The sequence below is a fragment of the Collinsella sp. BM28 genome, from assembly GCF_054551995.1.
Genome location: NZ_JBTOLJ010000001.1, coordinates 1,176,163 through 1,194,453, shown reverse-complemented (window position 1 = coordinate 1,194,453; position 18,291 = coordinate 1,176,163). Strand labels below are relative to the sequence as shown.

Below are 18,291 nucleotides of genomic sequence, written 5' to 3'. Positions count from 1 at the left end.
TGACGTGATTTCGATTAACGCCCTTACCATCGCACGACTTGTTCAGACGCTGTTCAACTTCTACAGTTTTTTGGTTTTGGCCTACTGCCTGCTCAGTTGGTTTCCCATTCGTTCCGGTGGTCTCATGGAGGACATCGCTGCGGTTCTGCAGAGCATCGTCGGACCGTATCTGAACCTGTTCCGTAGATTCCTGCCTCCCATGGGGGGAATCGACTGGTCTCCCGTTCTTGCGATACTTGTGTTGAATCTGCTGGAGAACCTCATAATAAGGTTATTATTGTAGCGATTGACGCCGAGCGGAGCGCACCCCCAGTTGGTGCCCCTCGCGTACGAAAGGATTGACTCATGGCAATTACTCCCGCTGACATCCAGGCGCAGACCTTCTCCGAGGCCAAGCGCGGTTACGATCCCGCCGAGGTCGACGTTTTCCTTGAGAGGCTCGCCTCTGAGGTCGACGCCATGCTCAACAAGATCGTTGATCTCAAGACGCGTCTGACGGCAGCTGAGCAGGAGCTCGCGGCCGCCCAGACCCAGGCTCAGGCTGCTCCGGCTCCCGTGGCTGCACCGGCTCCTGCGCCCGTTGCGAATCCCGAGTACACGGCTACGGCAAGCCAGATCTCCGCTGCGCTCATCGCGGCTCAGCAGTCTGCCGACAACATTGTCGCCGACGCTCGCGAGAACGCCGACCGCATTCGCGCCGAAGCCGACGCCAAGGCTCGTGAGGTCATTCGTCAGGCTCTCGCCGAGAAGCAGAATGAGATCAACGAGATCGATCGTCTCAAGGCTTCCCGTGAGGAGTTCAAGGCCGAGTACCTCAAGCTGATCCAGCACTTCATGGATGAGGCTCAAAATGAGTTCCCTGCCGATTTGCTCATGGGCACCCCTACGGGTTCCGAGGCCGTTGTTGCTGAGCCCGTGTCCGTACCGGCCCCTGAGCCGATGCCCGTCGACGACCCGTTCGCACCACTCCCGAACTTCGGCTCCGACGATCTGGACTAGACATCGGTCAAGACCGGGGCTCGATTCGATTTGAGCGGTCGCTCGGTCTGAGATGCAGTGCGACACTTTGATTTCACCATCGTTGAAAGTGAGCCCGTGCCATATGGCGTGGGCTCACTGCGTTGTAGAGACATAATTTGAAAAAACGAGGCATGTGGACACTGTATGACCGACTTGATATGCAGATGCCCATCTGTTGAATCGTGCACTGCTCAAAGTTCAGCTTTTTCGTATTGAATTTTAAAAAGTCGATGTATAGTGGGTTTTCATCCAGCCATTTGCTGGTGTTTTAACGAATGTTCGTCGTCTTCTACTTGTTACTTTCGAAAACTAATACGAAAAAGCTCAAGTTTCTGCGGCAACGCGCTAGCGCGCGGAAACTTGAGCTTCAGATCTCTTAATCCTGCTCGGCATGTGTCGAGCACTCGTTCGTTTAGCTGTTCTTCATCACGATGGACTCGACGGTGTCGGCGACGAACTCGCAGGAGTCGGCACAGTACTCGAGGAACGTATAGACATCGCGCCAGGAGATGACGGTCAGCGGGTCAAGGTCCGCGGTGTGCAAGCCGCGCATCGCAGCGATGTAGATGTCGTCGCACTCGCTTTCGATGGTATTTACCGTTACCACGTGCTCGCGCAGGCTCTTGGAGCGCTTGAACTGCGGAAGTTCGAGTACCAGGTCGTGCATCTGCTCAGTTGCGCGCATGACCTTGGCGGACATCTCGAGCGCGGCGGGGTAGATCTCCTGAACGTTAGTGAAGTAGATGCGGTGCAGGACACCCTCGATGCGGTCGATGACGACGTCGATGCTGTTGCTCAGGGTGGCGATATCCTCGCGCTCGATGGGGGTGATGAAGGCGGTGATCAGCGCGTCGTTGACCGTATGGACGATCTCGTCGGCCTCCTGCTCGATCTCGTGCATCTCGGCGACGGCCTCCTCGATGGTGGCGGGATCGAAATGACGCATGATCTCGTCGAGCTTTTGGGCTGCCTTGCATGCGAGCTCCGCGGCGCTGGCGAAGCTGTCAAAGTAGAAGGCGTCGTTTTTCTTGGCCATGATCGGTCCTTTCAGAAGATGGTTCGGTTTGCCCGTTTCGTCTTAGATAAACAACAAGAACAGCTTTGCCATGAGGAAGCTGATGAGGCCGCAACCGGGGAAGGTGAACACCCAGGTGAGCAGCATGTCCTTGACCACGCCGAAGTTGATGGCGGAGATACGCTTAACCGCGCCCACGCCCATGATCGCGGTCGTCTTGACGTGCGTGGTGGAAACCGGGATGCCGGTAAGGGTCGCGAGCAGCAAGCACAGCGAGCTGGAGAGGTCCGCGGAGAAGCCCTGGTACTTCTCGAGCTTGACCATGTCCATGCCCACGGACTTGATGATCTTCTCGCCGCCGACGGACGTGCCCACGCCCATGACGACGGAGCACAGCAGCATGAGCCACACCGGGATGATCATGTTGTCAACCGAGGACTGGCCGTTACAGAAGGCGACGCCGAGGAACAGGACTCCGATGAATTTCTGCCCGTCCTGGGCTCCATGCATGAAGCTCATGCCGGCGGCGCCGGCGATCTGGGCCCAGCGGAAGAACGTGTTGGATTTGCGGCGGTCCGTCGAGGCAAAGAGGAGGGTGACCACCTTGCAGACGACCCAGCCCATGGCAAAGCCGAGGCCGAGGGAGAGGACGAGGCCATAGAGGACCTTGACCCACTCGTTCATGTTGACGCCGTCGGCGCCGCCCAGGGCGATCGCCGCGCCGGTGAGGCCGGCGATGAGGCTGTGGCTCTCGCTGGTGGGGATGCCGAAGATGCTCGCGCCCACGGAGTACACCACGATGGAGAACAGCGCAGCGCACAGCGCGATGAGTGCGATCTGGGTGTTCGCGCCGAAGTCGACCATGTTGGAGATGGTCGAGGCCACGCTCGCGTTGATGTGCGTCATGATGAACACGCCGAGGAAGTTGAAGATGGCGCTCATGATGATCGCGGTCCTGGGTGGAAGGCAACGCGTCGTGACGCAGGTCGCGATGGCATTGGGCGCGTCGGTCCAGCCGTTGACGAAGATGACGCCCAGCGTGAGCAGGACCGTCATGGCAAGTATTGGATTTGAAAAGACTTGCGCAATGAAATAGGAGAAGGATACGTCCACTGATACCACATTCCCGTTCGGCGCGCGAGCGCGCCCGTTTACACAGCCTTGTTATTCTACTCCTTACAAACACATGACACGGAGCTGAAGCACGAACGGAATGTAAGGCTTCTGTAAGGAAGAACCAGCTACAAGGTGTGGTGGGACAGGTCCCGTATTTATTGGGAGGGGATTCGGTCAAAGATCCTTAAAGGGGCGAAGGCGGGCCGATAAGCCGGGTTCTGTCGTGGACGATCATTTATCTCGCCTGCACGTCGCCGTGCAGTTCCTCGCACGCTACCCGAGCGCGGGCCGGGCCGGCCCATGGCGCTCCTATTCGCGCTTGCTCCGGAAGGGGCTTGCCAAGCCGCCGTGTTGCCACGACGCTGGTGGTCTCTTACACCACCGTTTCAGCTTTTCTCTCACCCGCATGAATGCGGGCAGCGGGAGTCTTCTTTTCTGCGGCGCTAATCCGTCGGGTCGCCCCGCCTGGCCGTTAACCAGCTTCCTGCCCTATGGAGCCCGGACTTTCCTCACGCCTGTCACGTAGTGACTGGTCGCGCGATCGTCTGGCCCGCTTCGCGATGAGGTATTGTACCATGAGCTCGAGGAGTTGTTCCCCCTCTCCCGCACTCCCACATCGTCCGTGCTCAAACAATCCCGCGCAAGACGGAGATCCCACTGGGCTCTCCTTTGCGTGCGGAACTGCGCGTGGAAGATGCGGCCGCGCTGTTCGCCGGTCCAGGGAGCTGTGGTTCAATACGGTGTAATGAAAAAGACGAAAGAAGCCTTTATATATTATTGGGCACGGTTGTGAGGGGTTATGGCGGAGAGTTATTTCACGTTGAGGGCGGGGGCTGAGGTCACCGGGGAGTTCGAGGATCGCAAGAGCCGGTTCATTGCGCAGCTGGTCCACGTGCAATCCGTTGAGGAGGCGCAGGCGCATCAGGCTGCAGTCCGAGCGCGGCATTATGACGCTCGTCACAACGTCCCCGCATTTATCTTGGTGGATGGAACGGAGCGCGCAAGCGACGATGGGGAGCCGCAGCGGACAAGTGGCATGCCCACGCTCGAGGTGCTGCGCGGCGCGGGGCTCAAGGACGTTTGCTGCGTGACCACGCGCTACTTTGGCGGTACGCTGCTGGGGCCGGGCGGTCTGGTGCGCGCCTATACGGCTGCTGCGCAGGCGGCGGTCGAGGCCGCCCGCCAGGCGGGCGATATTGTAGAGATGACGAGTGTGGTGGCGGTCGACATTACTGTTGCATATCCCCAATACGAGCAAGTTGTGCGCAAGATTGCCGATACGCGCGGCAAGGTCACCGCGACTGACTACACCGACGAGGTCGTTATCCACGCCGTGTATCGGGAAGGCGAGGAGCTCGCGCTTGCGCCGAAGCTCACCGAGCTCATGGCTGGGCGCGAGCGCATCGAGATAGGAAGCCCCCATTTCGACGAGTTTTAGCTGTATGCCCCGCGGTCAATCGTGCGGATGGCGATGCGCGATCTAAGGCAGTTACCCCTTGATAATGTCCACGAACAGATCAATGGCGTCGTCGATGCAACCGGCGCAAGAGCGCAGCGGACCAGCGTCCCCGCCCACGCCCTTGAGCTCGCGGCAGATGGTCGAGCCGTTCTTTTCCCTAAACGCATCGCAGTACGCGCGAGCGAGACGGTACGTGGCCCCCTTGCTGCCTGGAGCGTCGAAACCTGAGCTCTTTATCTGGCCGAGCGCCATGATGCCGCCCGAGATCGCCCCGCAGGTCTCCGACATGCCGCCCATGCCGGCACCGAACCCCTCGGAGAGGGCGAATGCCGCCTTCTCGTCGATGTCGAGCGTCGGTGCAAAGGCGCAGATCACGGATTGGGCGCAGTTGAAGCCGCGCGCGTGATAGTCCGCGGCGGCCCTCTTCAGCGCCTCACGATCCGTCAAAGTAACCGATTTATTGATTGCCATGGTTCTTCCTTCGCGTTTGCGGTGAACGGTATACCATTTTACCTATCTATGAAACGATGCGGCTGCTCGCCGTGTCGATGCGAGCGAAGGAGAGCCCATGGCCGAGCATATCGGAACGACCTGCGTGCAAGGCGGCTACCGTCCCGGGGACGCTGAGCCCCGCCAAGTGCCGATCTACCAATCCACCACGTGGAAGTACGACACCTCCGAGCATATGGGCCGCCTGTTCGATCTCGAGGAGTCGGGTTACTTCTACACCCGCCTGCAGAACCCAACGAACGACTACGTGGCCGCAAAGATCGCCGAACTCGAGGGCGGTACCGCCGCCATGTTGACGAGCTCCGGCCAGGCGGCGAACTTCTTCGCCGTCTTCAACATCGCCGGCGCGGGAGACCACGTGGTGGCAAGCTCCGCCATCTACGGCGGCACCTACAACCTGCTCGCCCACACCATGCGCCGCATGGGCCTGGAGTGCACCTTCGTGGCGCCTGACGCGAGCGACGAAGAACTCGAGGCGGCGTTCCGACCCAACACCAAGTGCGTGTTCGGCGAGACCATCGCCAACCCTGCACTCGCGGTCCTCGATATCGAACGCTTCGCCGCTGCGGCTCACGCCCACGGCGTGCCGCTGATCGTGGACAACACGTTCCCCACGCCGATCAACTGCCGTCCCTTCGAGTGGGGCGCCGACATCGTGACCCACTCCACCACCAAGTACATGGATGGCCACGGCGCCGCAGTGGGCGGCGCCATCGTTGATTCGGGCAACTTCGACTGGATGGCCCATGCCGACAAGTTCCCGGGCCTCACCACCCCCGACGAGACCTACCACGGCGTGACCTACGTCGAGAAATTCGGCCAAGGCGGTGCCTTCATCACCAAGGCAACCGCCCAGCTCATGCGTGACCTCGGATGCATTCAGAGCCCGCAGAACGCCTTCCTGCTCAATCTTGGTCTCGAAAGTCTACATGTGCGCGTGCCGCAGCACTGCAAGAACGGCCAGGCCATGGCGGAATTCCTGTCGAACCATCCCGCCGTGCGCTTCGTGCGTTACCCGGGCCTTCCCGGCGACAAGTGCTACAACCTCGCCCAGAAGTATCTGCCGAACGGCTCCTGCGGCGTCGTGAGCTTCGGCTTCACCGGCGGCCGCGCCGCTGCCGAGCAGTTCATGAAGAGCCTCAAAATCGCCCAGATCGCCACGCATGTGGCCGACGCGCGCACCTGCTGCCTGCATCCGGCGAACGCCACGCACCGCCAGATGAACGACGCCGAGCTCGAGGCGTGCGGCATCGCGCCCGATATGGTGCGTCTGTCTTGCGGCATCGAGTCCACCGAAGACCTGATTGCCGACGTCGAGCAGGCGCTCGCGAGCCTGTAGGGAGGGGTATCCATGGTGGAACACAAAGGGAGCCAGCGGAGCAACCCCCGCAAGCAGGCGCGCGCCGCTGCCGCCGAGCGCCATACCGAGCAGGTGGCCGTGCGCTTCGGCAAGGAAATCGAGCGGAGTTCGGCCGGTGTGCGCCGCGTCGAGGCACCCGTCTCCGTCGAGGTCACCGGATGCGTGCCCGAGGTGCGCGTGGTCGACGCCGACTCCGTCGCCGCGATCCTCGAGAACGGCCGCGGCCGCGCGGAGTACTGCGATCTCGCCGTGCTCGACTTCGCCTCGTTCGTGAACCCGGGTGGTGGCTACATTCGCGGCGCTTGGGCACAGGAGGAGGCGCTCTGCTCTGAGTCTTTCCTCTACAACGTGCTCGAATCCCAGCGTGACTGGTATGGCGAGAATCGTCGTCGCAACATCAATTGCGAGCTGTATCGAAACCGCGGTCTCGTGGTTCCCAAGGTCCGTTTCGCGCGCGATAAGATCCACGCGTACGCCGATGTGCTCGTGATCGCCGCTCCCAATGCCCGCCGCGCGCGCGAGGAGTATGGCGTCAAGGAAGGCGTCCTCGAGCGCGCCATGCGCGAGCGCATCCGCTTTGCGCTTGATGTGGTGGATATGCTTGGGCATAAGAAGGTCGTGCTCGGTGCCTGGGGTTGCGGTGTGTTCGGTTGGGACGCCGATACGGTCGCCGAGCTGTTCCGCGAGGAACTTGCGCGGGGCACGCACGCCATCGAGCTCGCCATCTTCGCCGTTTCGCGCGATCGGTTCAACGAGAACCTCCAGCATTTCGAGCATGTCTTCGCTGCATTTCCCGAGAAGAACGCCGTGAGCTACGCCGAGGCCGCCGCTGAACGCGCCGCTGCGGCGGCAGAGGCGGAGGCTCAAGAGGAAGACGAAGGGGAGGACGACTGGCGCAAATACCTGTAGTTCGCTTCGGCGGCACAACCGTTTCCATCACGATGCCCTGGGAGGCAGTATGTCCTACTCCGAATTGACGCGCGCCCGCTACTCTTGCCGCTCCTATGAGGACCGTGCGGTCGAGCCCGAAAAGCTTTCCGCGATTCTCGAGGCGGGGCGTATCGCGCCGTCCGCCTGCAACAAGCATCCCACGCGCGTGCTCGTCTGCGATACCCCGCGCTTGCGTGAGAAGGCTGGGATTGCGGCAAAGCACTTCGCCAAAGACGGTAGCGTCTTCGGCGCACCGCTCGTGCTCGTGGTGTGCGAAAAGGTCGACATCGCCTGGGTGCGCAAGTATGACCAGATGGATTCGGGCGATATCGACTCGAGCATCGTTGTTGACCAGATGATGATGCAGGCAGAGGATCTCGGTCTGTCCACCTGCTGGGTGTGTCACTTCGATCCGCGCGTCGCCATCGACGAGTTCGGCCTTCCTTCGGATCTGTATCCGGTGCACATGCTCACTATTGGGTATGCCGCAGACCAGATTGCCGACGCTGAGGCGCGTGAGGCGCGCACCATTCCCATGAGCGAGTTTCGTTTCCTTCCGCTGGAAGTGTAACCGCGCCGTGCATCTGCTCGTGCTGGACTCCTCCCGCATGCGAGGGAGGCTGTTGTGCTTGGATGGGTGGCGCGTCTGCGCCCCGATCGGATGCGTTGCACAGGGCGGATCTCGCCGCTGGCGGATGGCTGGATATCCCTTGTGCCGCGTGGGGTACAAGAAGGTCGATGCGTGCACATCGCAGTCCACATCGATCGCACAGGAGCTCCCAACATGAAGACAACCACCTTGAACTATGCCAGCCGCGATGGGGAATCAACCATCTGCGCGCTCGTTTGGGAGCCAGACGAGGTCGCCTCGGGCGGAGAGGCTCCGCGCGGCCTCATCCAGCTCGTTCATGGCATGTCCGAGCACGTCGAGCGGTATGCGGGGTTCGCCTCGTTTCTGTGCGAGCAGGGTTTCGTCGTGTGCGCCAACGACCATATAGGACATGGCAAGACCGTTTCCAGCGCCGAAGATCTGGGCCACATGCCGCTTGAGGCGGGGGAGGATGTGCTCATAGCCGACGTCCAGACCTTGCGCGAGACCGTCCTCGATCGCTTGTCGGTCCAATGCGATATGCGTGTGAGTGGCATTCCCTACGTGATCTTCGGCCACTCCATGGGAAGCTTCGTCACACGCGTGTTCCTCACCCGCCATGCCTTTGGCGTTCGGGCCGCGGTGCTGTGCGGAACGGGACATCAGGCGCGCGCTCTGTCGAGCGCCGGCAGGGCACTCACGCGGTCGCTTGCGAAAAAGCACGGGGAGCGATATGTGAGCTCCTTTGTCGATGGGCTGGGCGCGGGCGCGTATGGCAAGGCGATCAAGGGCGCCAAGACCGACGTCGACTGGCTGGCGACCGACCCCGAGGTCGTCGCGGAGTATCAGCGCGACCCCCTGTGCGGGCAACCGTTCACGGTCGGTGCCTATCACACGCTCACGAGCCTCGTGTCCGATGCGACCGATCCCCGTTTGGCGCGAAAACTACCGCATGCCCTGCCGTTGATGTTCATCTCGGGCGACGAAGATCCGGTTGGCGCGTGTGGGGCGGGCGTGCATCGCGCCGTGGAGATGTATCGCCGTGCGGGCATCGAGCGCGTGAGCGAGAAGCTGTATCCCGGCATGCGTCACGAGATACTGAATGAGCCCATCAAAGACGAGGTCCACCGCGATATCCTGACATGGCTGGAACGCCAGGGACTGTAGCCCTGCCTTCGTGGTATCCTGCTGTGAAATCTGCAGACCATAGGAGGGTATTCATGAGGGAGCTCGAGGAGCGCATTGTACGCGACGGCATCGTCAAGGCCGGCAATGTCCTTAAGGTCGACGCGTTTTTGAACCATCAATGCGACGTTGAGCTCTTCGACCACATGGGTGCCGAGTGGGCGCGCCTGTTCGAGGGTGCTGGCATCAACAAGATTCTCACCATCGAGGCAAGCGGCATCGGTATCGCATGCTGCGCATCGCGACACTTTGGCAATGTGCCGGTGGTGTTCGCCAAGAAGGCGCAGTCCATCAACTTGGACGGCGAGCAGTATTCCACCACCATTTACTCGTTCACCAAGCAAAAGGAGTATCCGGTCATCGTGGGTCGCCGCTTTTTGGAGAGCGGGGATCGCGTGCTTATCATCGACGACTTTTTGGCGAACGGCTGCGCGCTCGAGGGGCTCATCTCCATCTGCGAGAGCGCCGGAGCCGAGGTCGCGGGCATCGGCATCGCCATCGAGAAGGGCTATCAGGGTGGTGGTGACAAGCTGCGCGCCCGCGGGTATCGCGTGGAGAGCCTCGCCCGCATTGCCGGCATGGACGACGAGACGGGCGAGATCGTCTTTGCGTAAGGCTCCCCGCCATCGATCCGCGCTAGAGACGCGAGAGTGAACTTTCGAAGCGCGATTTGCTCATAATTACCTTATTGACGCCCCGAGAGTGAACTTTCGGGGCGTTTTGGCGCCTCGGCTGTTGCGATGGGTTCCGCATGGCCGATATCGAGCGGCTGCAACACGTTGAGTGCGCCGGGCACGACCTCGATGCGCATGCTCTTGGCGCGGATTTGCTCGCCGTCGAGCTGGATGGGGTAGTCGCCTGCGGAAAATGTAAGGTCGACCTTTTTGATGCGTTCGATATGCACGTGTTTGCTTCCAACGTGGCGGCCGTTCTTGGCAGAAAGGAAGACTGGCAGCGCCACGGCGCGCGGCACGGGGCCGGAGGCGTAACATACATCGATTAATCCGTCGGAGATGCTGGCGCGCGGGCAGATGTTGAATCCCGATCCGTAGGTCGGCCCGTTTTGGATCGCGAATACGATGGTGCGCAAGTGCCGAGTCTCACCATCGTCAAATCGAACGCGAACGGGATAGTCGCGATAGCTCCGCCCGAACGCTTTGAGTCCGCTCGCCATATAAAGCGGTGCTCCCGTGAGCCCCGTGCGCTTTCGCATGGTGTGCGTGTCGATGGCAATGGCGGCATCGAGCCCAAATGAGGCAGTCTGGACGGCGTACTCCACAACCCTGCGGGGTGCCCCTGAGCCGCTCGTCTCGTAGGTGATGCGCATGATGTCGCAGACGGTGGGTTCGCTGGTGAGCAGGGCGGAGAAATCGGTGCCGGAGACATCGGTGATGTCGGTCAGCCCGAGGGTGCGCGCAAAGTCGTTCCCCGACCCGACCGGCACGACCCCGAGCATGGGCCGCTGCGCCGCCGGGATCTGCATAAGGCCGTTGGCTACCTCGTGCACCGCACCGTCGCCGCCGAGTGCGAGCACGGTGTCGAATTCTGACGCCGCGGCCGCAAGCTCCGTCGCATGTCGGGGGCGTTCGGTTTGGGCGATGTCGAATGCCTCGCGGTGGCAGTACATCGTGAGGAAGCGCTTGAGGCGCTCTGCAGCCCCTGCTGCCGCACCACTTTGCGCAACGGGGTTGACGATGATGAGCGCATGTCCAAGTGACTCGAGCCGGGCGTTCCTCATTCGTCGATCATCTCCTCGAGCTCCTGGCGATGGCGTTCGTAAGCGCCTTCTACGGTGAGGGCCGTATCCTCCTTGAGCGATCGCCTCTTGGGGGTGACGATGCGCTGTGCGGGGTACACGGCGTGGTGTCCGGCGATGAGATAGCTCATAAAGCCCACGATGACGAAGTACGCACCCGCGCTCGCTCCGAACATGTCGATACCGAGCATGATGGTGGTGATGGGAACGTTGAGCGCCGCGCCGAAAACCCCCACCATGCCCAATGCGGCCATAAGGCTGGGATCTCCGAGCGTGACCGATCCGATCCAGCCGCCGAGGGAAGCGCCGATGCCGAACAGGGGCGTCACCTCGCCGCCTTGAAATCCCGCCCCCACGGTGAGTGCGGTCATGACGAGTTTCAAGACCGGGTCTAAGAGGGTGGTCTTGCCCTCGAATGCCGCGGGGACCATCCATTCGGAGAGGCCGCCATAGCGATGCAGGCCAAGGCCGAGGAAAAGGAGGACGAGGAGGATGCCGCTTGCTCCTGCGGCTGCGAGGTAATTCACGAAGAAGCGAGCGTAGAGGCGCTTGACCGTGCGGATGCAGAACGTGAAGAGGCGGGCGGCGAGGCCAAACGCGACGGCGGCGCTGATGACGACGGCCAAGACGCTTGGATCCATCGGTGGGACGCGCGAGATCGTTTGGAAGGCGAAAGGGCTGCCAAGGGCTCGGCTCACGGCATTCCCGATGAATGACCCGGTGAGGCAGTAGAGGGCGGCGCTGTAGTCGAGTTTGCCCACAAAGCACATCTCCATGCCGAAGAAGGCTCCGGCGAGCGGCGTGCCGAACGCCGCCCCGAATGCAGCGGAGATACCCGCCATCATGAGATCGCGCCGGTCGTGGCCCTCCACGCGGAACACCGTGGCGACGTTGCTCGCGATGGTGCCGCCCATCTGCACTGCCGCTCCCTCGCGACCGGCAGATCCGCCTGCGAGGTGCGTGGCGGTTGAGCAGGCGAAGGTGAGCAGCGCCATGCGGCCGTGGATGGGTGTGCCGGTTATGGTGCTGTCGATGACTAGGTTGTTGCCGCGCTGGGCACGCAATCCGTGGTTGCGGTAGAGCCAGGCGGTGGCGAGGTTGACAAGGGGAAGCAGTCCGAAGAGCCACAGATGGGCTTCGCGTGCGTCCGTGGCGAGTCGTAGCGCGGCGAGGAAAGCCCATCCGGCGACTCCCATGAGTGCGGCGACCAGCGCGCTGAGTACCAGGACGCGAAAGCTCGCCCGCGCGTTTCCCGCGTTGCGCCGAGCATCGAAGGCGAGTTCGCGAGACCCGCGGCGCAGTTCGCCTCGCGCCGCTTTGAGCGCCTGCTTGGGCATGGTCATCCTCCTTGGGTGTTTGGGGTGTAAATGCGTTTCAGTATACGCCGCCATCTTTGGTCGCCGATAGGCAAACGACCGCGCTTGAACTATTCTCTAATGAGAATACAACGGGCGGCATCGCATGTGCCCTCGCCGTTGCGGCGGCGCGGCTCAATCGTCTTTCGATTTGCGGCGGGCGTTGCGGCACCCGGGATATGGTGAGGAAGGGACTTTATGGCACAAGACTTCAACCCCGATGCGCACATGCTCACGGTGGAGGAGGCGTTGGACGTCGTCCTGCGCCACGTCGTTCCAACGCCGATAGAGGAGATTGCCTGCTGGAGGGCAGCGGGGCTCCCCTTGGCGCGCGACGTCGCGACCGATATCGACTTAGCGCCCTTCGCCAACAGCGCCATGGACGGATACGCGGTGCACGCTGAGGACCTGCTCGATGCCGACGGGGGGCATCCCGTGGTGCTCAATGTGGTTGGGCATGAGGCCGCGGGCCATGTATTCGAGGGGACCGTCGGCCCTGGGGAGACCGTGCGCATCATGACGGGGGCTCCGGTCCCCGAGGGGCTCGATGCCGTCGTCAAGTACGAGATCGTCGAGGTTCTCGAGGGTGATGGCAACGAGGGTTCGCGCGTGGCATTGAGAAGGCCCGCGTCGATTGGGGAGAATATCCGCGCCGCCGGCCTCGAGGCGCACCGTGGCGAGGTGATCATGCACGCTGGCGAGGTGGTGACGTCCGCAGGTGCGGGTCTGCTTGCCAACGCCGGCGCCGCCGTCGTGCCGGTGCACCGCGCGCCTCGCGTCGGCATCATCTCCCTGGGGACGGAATTGGTCGATGCCTCGGTAGCGCCCGCGCGCGGCCAGATCCGCGACGTCAACGCTCCCGCGCTCATGGCGTCTGCGATTGCCGCGGGCGCGGAGCCGGTGTTTTACGGCATCGCCCCTGACGACGAAGAGCGCATCTGCGAGCTCGTGCGGCGTGCGGTTGACGAGTGCGACCTCGTGGTGACATCCGGAGGCGCGTCCGCGGGTGACTACGATTACGTGACAGCGCTCGTCGCCCGCGAGGGCACGGTCCTGTTCGACCGCATTTCCATGCGTCCGGGCAAGGCGGTAACCTTTGGTCTCGTCAATGACGTGCCGTTTGTCGGCCTATCGGGCAATCCTGCCGGCGCGTTTATCGGCTTCGAGCTGTTCGTTCGCCCCGCCATCCGCAAGATGCGCGGCCACTCCGATCTGCAAAGGCCCGTGCAGAAGGCGCGCGTCCAGCGCGATGTGAAGAAGCGCCAAGACCGTCGCTTCTACAATCGCGCGCGCGTTGAGCGCGATCCGGCGGGTGAGCTCGTCGCCACCGAGGCGGCGACGCAGAACTCCGCCATGCTCGTCGACCTTCATCGGGGCAATTGCCTGCTCGTGGTGCCCGATGGCCTGCGGGGCATCACCGCAGGTGATGAGGGTGAGGTAATTCGTTACGACCTGCCCGAGGGCACCGTTCTGTAAGCCACCAACCAGTTCATTCAGACTATTTGGAGGAGCCCCATGGATATCAAATTCGCGATCATCACGTGCTCCGATACGCGCGACGTCACCGAGGACGAGGCGGGGGCGGCGCTCGAGTCCCTGATCAGGGAGGCGGGATGGTCGGTATGCGCACACGACGTGGTACACGATGACATGAGGGAGATCTCCGTCGCCATACGCACCGCGACCGACGACCTGGCGGCAGACATCGTGCTCACCTGTGGCGGCACGGGTCTTTCCCCGCGTGACGTGACCCCCGAGGCCACCGCTGCGGTGTGCGAGCGCGACGTCCCGGGCATCGCCGAGGCCATCCGTTCGTATTCGCTCGCAAAGACCCGCCGCGCAATGCTCTCCCGCGCGTGCTGTATGCAGCGCGCGGTTCGCGGCGAGGACGGTCTGCCCATGGGAAAACTCGCGCTGGTGATTAACTTTCCCGGGTCGACAAAGGCGGCACGTGAATGCTGGGAGGCCATTGCCGACCAGCTCGAGCATGCCATGCAGATGTCTCGCGGCGGGGGTCATTAACATTATTCTCAAGCAAATATAATATGAATAATGTGGACGGGCGTACGTACGGGCTCATCCACCTATCCATATCAGGGGGAAAGGACAGTGCATGAAGAAGATCAAGGATGGCTCCCGTAGCCGCGCGTTCGCTGGATCGCGGCTTTGGTCTCGCCGCTTTATCGTGGCGTGGGGCATGACGGTTCTGATTGCCGGCTCCCTTGCGGGCTGCGGCGGTGATACACCGGCAACGAATTCGGGCTCAAACGACCAGGACTCCATGGAAGCAGTCGAACTCCAGGTTTTCGCCGCCAATTCGCTTGAGAAGGCAATGCCCGAGGTGCAAGGGCTGTACACCGAGAAGACGGGCGTCACGTTCGCCGATACGCAGTTCAAGGCATCCGGCGATCTCATAGAGCAAATGCGTGCGGGCGCGCAGGTCGATGCTCTCATCACGGCTTCAACCGGCACCATGGATGACGCCGTTGAGGCGGGCCTGGTCGACGACGACACGCGCTTCGACATGTTCGTGAATGACCTCGTGATCGCCAAGGCCGAAGGCTCTGACGTCGAGATCGACTCTCTTGAGGATCTCGCGAACATCGACGGCAAGGTGGCTATCGGAGACGCCGTCACGGTTCCTGCGGGCAAGTACGCAAACCAGGCGCTGTTTACCATTGGCCTGTACACAGGGGCTGCCGGTGACGACGGTGAGTACGCGCCGGAGTTCGCCGATCGCGTGGCGTTGGCCGACAAGGTGGGCACAGCCGCCAAGTACGTTTCGACCGGTGATGCGGTCATCGGCTTCGTCTATAGCTCTGATATCTTCCGGTACGATGGCATTGAGCAGGCCTTTGTGTGTCCAGAGGATTCGCATAGGCCCATCGTGTACCCTGGCGCCGTCTCCTCGACAAGCGAGCATGCCAAGGCTGCCGCGGACTTCCTCGACTTTTGCATGAACGACGCCGGCGCCCAGAAGATCTGGGCAAAGTACGGCTTCGAGCTTGCCGAATAGCTGCTTCGCCCGAATGTTCTGGCATACTGGGACGAACGCGAATGCTGGGACGAACGCGACGGCGCATGAAAAGGGAAGGGGCGGCCATCGCGGTCGCCCCTTTTGATTGCAAGATTGCTGATTGGTAGGTGTTTGACCCGTGGGAAGCAGACGTGTGGACTCCCTGTTGGGCTCAAGGCGCCCGGTTCATGCCGGAGGCCCTGCTCGGATGCGTCTTGCGTGTACCCCCGCCCGCGTGCTGGCGAGCATCATCATCGCTTTGGTCTGCATCGCCGCCGTCCAGCCTCGTGCCTATGCCGGCGAGGCCGTGCAGCGGAATTACTCCGACTACCTTGATCGGGTCGAGGTGCCCTCTGAGGGTTCGGCGACGTTCGAGGGCTCGACGTTCGGGCTCACCGGCTTCGAACGCCTGGCAAAGGGAACGGCACGCAGCGTCGACGGTGCGCCTGAAGGCTACCGGATCCCGCTCTCCGACCAAGCGAGCGTCGTGGTGATCAGGACGCCCGAAATGACGCTGGTGCACATAGACGAGGGTGTGGCGCAGCAGTTGGGACTGTATCCGTTTGTGAGTGAAAACGATTCCGTCTTATGGTCCATGATCTGTGCCCTCGATGAGGAAGCGAGTATGGGAGGTGCTCTGCTTTCCAGCATGGACGTTCCGTACATGTTGGTTTACGACGACGTGTTCACGATCGGGGACTGCCGGTATCGCTTCAATGCCCGCGCTGCTGATGGATCGCGGTTTGCCACGGTGACGTGGGCGGCGGCACCGGAGGGCCAAGCCGGGGTTGAGCAGGCTCGTGCAGCTGGCATCGATTTGGGTGCCGGTGCGTTATGGTGCGACTATGCCGAGCTTGTTCCCGCCGCCGACGTGGTCACCGATGCCCCCGTGGGCCCCACTGAACGTGCCGCGGAGTTCCTCTCGTCCATCGATTTCCGCCCCTTCTGGGTTTCGCTCAAAACGAGTGGCCTTGCGCTCGTCATCTCGTTTGTGTTCGGACTGCTCGCCGCATGGCGCGTGATGGGTACGTCGAGCCGCATCAAGGGCCTGCTTGATTCGGTCTTCACGATTCCGATGGTGCTACCGCCCACGGTGTGCGGATTCCTGTTGCTCATGATCTTCGGACAGTCGACCGCGGTGGGCCGTTGGTTCATTGCACACGGCGTCTCGCTCGTCTTCACCTGGCAGGCGGCGGTCATCGCCGCGGTGGTCGTGAGCTTCCCCCTCGTGTATCGCACGGCGCTCGGCGCCTTCGAGTCGCTCGATGCACGCATGCTTGACGCCGCCCGCACACTTGGATGGTCGGAGTCGCGCATCTTCCGCAAGATCATGCTTCCGCTTGCCTGGCCCTCCATCGCCGCAGGCACGGTGCTCGCCTTCGCGCGCGCCATGGGTGAGTTCGGTTGCACGCTGTTCTTTGCCGGTAACTACGCGGGCATCACGCAGACCATCCCGATCGCGATCTACTTCGAGTGGATGGGCGGCAACACCTCCGTCGCCTTGTTCTGGGTGGTGGTCGTCATTGCGTTCAGTTTCCTCGTGGTATGGGGGATCAACGCTTACACTGCGCGCCATCAGGGGTATCGCGATGGCGGCACGGCACCCGGCGCCTTCCGTTGCGCTTCGGTGGCGGGTCGTCGTTGCGATCGGGCGTGCGGAGTCTCTCGTCTTGCGGACTCCGGTGCTCGACCCGATTCCGTGCGCGACGGGTTGGAGGAAACCGGCGGTGACGCGCTGTGCATCGATCGTGAGGCGTTGCGTTCGCTGTTTGAGGATGGTGCGGCATGAGCCTGAGTCTTGACATCAAGAAGCGATACCCGGGGTTTTCCCTTGACGTATCTCTTGAGGCAGGGGAGGAACGCGTTGCCCTGCTGGGGGCGTCTGGCTGCGGCAAGAGCTGCACGCTACGGTGCATCGCGGGTGTTGAGACCCCCGATGAGGGGCGCATCGTGGTCAACGGCGTGACGTTCTACGATTCCCGTGCCGGCATCGACCTTTCGCCGCAAGAACGCAAAACGGCGCTGCTGTTCCAAAGCTACCAGCTCTTTCCGCACATGACGGTCGAGGACAACGTTTGCGCAGGCATGCCGCGCACCGGTCGTGCGTACCCCAGCCGCGGTTCCGAGCTCGATTTCCATCGTGCACGCGCTCGGCAGTTTTTGGACATCTTCGGTATGGCCGATTTTGCCGACCGCTATCCCTCCCAGCTATCCGGTGGACAGCAGCAGCGCGTCGCCCTGGCGCGTATGCTCGCCGCCCGCCCCGGGATCCTCATGTTCGACGAGCCCTTTTCCGCGCTCGATTCCTATCTAAAAAGCGCGCTTGAGCAGAATCTGCTCGACGTGTTCTCGGTGGTGCATCGCACGGTGCTCTACGTGAGTCATGACATCGACGAGGCGTGCCGACTGTGTGACCGCATCTGCGTGATGCACAATGGGCGCATCGAGGAGAGCGGTACGGCGAGCGAGCTCATGACGCGCCCCCAGACGCTTGCCGGCATGCGCCTGACGGGGTGCAAGAACACCTCGCGTGCGTGCAAGGTCTCTGCCACAAACGTCGAGGCCATCGACTGGGGCATGACCTTCGACGTGGGTCGCGAGGTGCCCGATGACGTTGCGTATCTGGGCGTCCGCGCGCGCCACATCCATCGAGACCGCTCGTGTGAGACGGGGAAGCGCCGCCGCAACAGCTTCGATTTGCATGTAGCGCGCGTGAGTGATTCGCGTTTTGAGCGGCTGGTGCTGCTCGATCCGCCGCTCGCGGGCGCTCGTTCACGTATTCAGTGGAAGGTCGACATGGTGGACACGCCGAGCGACGAGCTGCCCCGTGAAGGCGAGACGCTCCGTCTCCATTTTGATGCTAGCCGGTTGCTGTTGGTTGCTAAGTGATTGTCTGAGCACGGGTGGAATAGCATTGGCTGGCGTGTCCGCGAACACGCGAACACGCGCTCTGCTCCTGGAGACACGTTTGCTTTGATGG

At 62.1% G+C, this 18,291-nt stretch carries 18 protein-coding genes and 1 other RNA gene; 13 read left to right on the top strand and 6 right to left on the bottom strand.

Annotation, left to right across the window (positions count from 1 at the left end; genetic code table 11):
- Positions 1-4 precede the first annotated feature (4 nt).
- Together ACX9NZ_RS05200 and ACX9NZ_RS05195 are read left to right on the top strand one after the other, a co-directional pair.
- Entirely contained in the window at positions 5-283 is a 279-nt protein-coding gene (locus ACX9NZ_RS05200) for a YggT family protein (protein ID WP_118654148.1), read from the top strand.
- 62 nt (positions 284-345) lie between these two features.
- Complete coding sequence (locus ACX9NZ_RS05195; RefSeq protein WP_118654147.1) at positions 346-999, top strand: DivIVA domain-containing protein; 654 nt, start codon at positions 346-348, stop codon at positions 997-999.
- Positions 1,000-1,432: 433 nt separating this feature from the next.
- Here ACX9NZ_RS05195 and ACX9NZ_RS05190 read toward each other — a convergent pair whose 3' ends face one another.
- The 3 genes from ACX9NZ_RS05190 to rnpB form a co-directional block, all read right to left on the bottom strand.
- A complete protein-coding gene (locus tag ACX9NZ_RS05190) occupies positions 1,433-2,056 on the bottom strand; it encodes a DUF47 domain-containing protein (protein ID WP_118654146.1) in 624 nt (207 codons plus the stop codon).
- A gap of 42 nt (positions 2,057-2,098) precedes the next feature.
- Positions 2,099-3,148, bottom strand: a complete 1,050-nt coding sequence (locus ACX9NZ_RS05185; protein ID WP_118654145.1) for an inorganic phosphate transporter — start codon at positions 3,146-3,148, stop codon at positions 2,099-2,101.
- Positions 3,149-3,341: 193 nt separating this feature from the next.
- Positions 3,342-3,708, bottom strand: an RNA gene (gene rnpB / locus ACX9NZ_RS05180) — RNase P RNA component class A.
- A 242-nt stretch (positions 3,709-3,950) separates the two neighbouring features.
- On the opposite strand from rnpB, the gene ACX9NZ_RS05175 reads away from it, so the two are divergent.
- Positions 3,951-4,589, top strand: a complete 639-nt coding sequence (locus ACX9NZ_RS05175; protein ID WP_294159281.1) for an IMPACT family protein — start codon at positions 3,951-3,953, stop codon at positions 4,587-4,589.
- A 51-nt stretch (positions 4,590-4,640) separates the two neighbouring features.
- On the opposite strand, the gene ACX9NZ_RS05170 is transcribed toward ACX9NZ_RS05175, so the two are convergent.
- Positions 4,641-5,081, bottom strand: a complete 441-nt coding sequence (locus ACX9NZ_RS05170) for a C-GCAxxG-C-C family protein (protein WP_407495519.1) — start codon at positions 5,079-5,081, stop codon at positions 4,641-4,643.
- Between the two features lie 97 nt (positions 5,082-5,178).
- On the opposite strand from ACX9NZ_RS05170, the gene ACX9NZ_RS05165 reads away from it, so the two are divergent.
- The 5 genes from ACX9NZ_RS05165 (at position 5,179) to ACX9NZ_RS05145 (ending at position 9,798) form a co-directional block, all read left to right on the top strand.
- Complete coding sequence (locus ACX9NZ_RS05165; RefSeq protein ID WP_118654142.1) at positions 5,179-6,459, top strand: O-acetylhomoserine aminocarboxypropyltransferase/cysteine synthase family protein; 1,281 nt, start codon at positions 5,179-5,181, stop codon at positions 6,457-6,459.
- A gap of 12 nt (positions 6,460-6,471) precedes the next feature.
- Positions 6,472-7,389: a TIGR02452 family protein gene (locus ACX9NZ_RS05160; protein ID WP_118653747.1), complete on the top strand. Its 918-nt coding sequence runs from the start codon at positions 6,472-6,474 to the stop codon at positions 7,387-7,389.
- A 49-nt stretch (positions 7,390-7,438) separates the two neighbouring features.
- Positions 7,439-7,981 carry a nitroreductase family protein gene (locus ACX9NZ_RS05155; protein ID WP_118653746.1) on the top strand — a complete coding sequence of 181 codons (543 nt, stop codon included), beginning with the start codon at positions 7,439-7,441 and terminating at the stop codon, positions 7,979-7,981.
- A gap of 213 nt (positions 7,982-8,194) precedes the next feature.
- Positions 8,195-9,166, top strand: coding sequence for an alpha/beta fold hydrolase (locus tag ACX9NZ_RS05150; protein ID WP_118653745.1), 972 nt, complete (start codon positions 8,195-8,197; stop codon positions 9,164-9,166).
- A gap of 53 nt (positions 9,167-9,219) precedes the next feature.
- Positions 9,220-9,798, top strand: a complete 579-nt coding sequence (locus ACX9NZ_RS05145; RefSeq protein ID WP_118653744.1) for a xanthine phosphoribosyltransferase — start codon at positions 9,220-9,222, stop codon at positions 9,796-9,798.
- 71 nt (positions 9,799-9,869) lie between these two features.
- Here ACX9NZ_RS05145 and ACX9NZ_RS05140 read toward each other — a convergent pair whose 3' ends face one another.
- Positions 9,870-10,922, bottom strand: a complete 1,053-nt coding sequence (locus tag ACX9NZ_RS05140) for a diacylglycerol/lipid kinase family protein (RefSeq protein WP_294121841.1) — start codon at positions 10,920-10,922, stop codon at positions 9,870-9,872.
- On the bottom strand, positions 10,919-12,277 hold the full coding sequence (locus ACX9NZ_RS05135) for a chloride channel protein (RefSeq protein WP_407495514.1): 1,359 nt from the start codon (positions 12,275-12,277) through the stop codon (positions 10,919-10,921). Before ACX9NZ_RS05135 ends, ACX9NZ_RS05140 begins: the two co-directional genes overlap by 4 nt.
- A 216-nt stretch (positions 12,278-12,493) precedes the next feature.
- Between ACX9NZ_RS05135 and ACX9NZ_RS05130 the strand changes: the two genes are divergently transcribed.
- From ACX9NZ_RS05130 to ACX9NZ_RS05110, 5 genes are all read left to right on the top strand, one after another.
- On the top strand, positions 12,494-13,771 hold the full coding sequence (locus tag ACX9NZ_RS05130; RefSeq protein WP_407495512.1) for a molybdopterin molybdotransferase MoeA: 1,278 nt from the start codon (positions 12,494-12,496) through the stop codon (positions 13,769-13,771).
- A gap of 39 nt (positions 13,772-13,810) precedes the next feature.
- Positions 13,811-14,317 (top strand): MogA/MoaB family molybdenum cofactor biosynthesis protein, encoded by a 507-nt coding sequence (locus tag ACX9NZ_RS05125; RefSeq protein WP_118653740.1) that lies wholly within the window; start codon positions 13,811-13,813, stop codon positions 14,315-14,317.
- Between the two features lie 91 nt (positions 14,318-14,408).
- Positions 14,409-15,311: a molybdate ABC transporter substrate-binding protein gene (modA, locus tag ACX9NZ_RS05120; protein WP_407495509.1), complete on the top strand. Its 903-nt coding sequence runs from the start codon at positions 14,409-14,411 to the stop codon at positions 15,309-15,311.
- Between the two features lie 208 nt (positions 15,312-15,519).
- The gene (gene modB, locus ACX9NZ_RS05115; RefSeq protein ID WP_407495507.1) at positions 15,520-17,100 is read left to right on the top strand and encodes a molybdate ABC transporter permease subunit; all 1,581 of its coding nucleotides are present in this window, start codon (positions 15,520-15,522) and stop codon (positions 17,098-17,100) included.
- Complete coding sequence (locus tag ACX9NZ_RS05110) at positions 17,097-18,200, top strand: sulfate/molybdate ABC transporter ATP-binding protein (RefSeq protein ID WP_317440319.1); 1,104 nt, start codon at positions 17,097-17,099, stop codon at positions 18,198-18,200. The genes modB and ACX9NZ_RS05110 overlap by 4 nt, the downstream gene beginning before the upstream one ends.
- Positions 18,201-18,291: the final 91 nt, after the last annotated feature.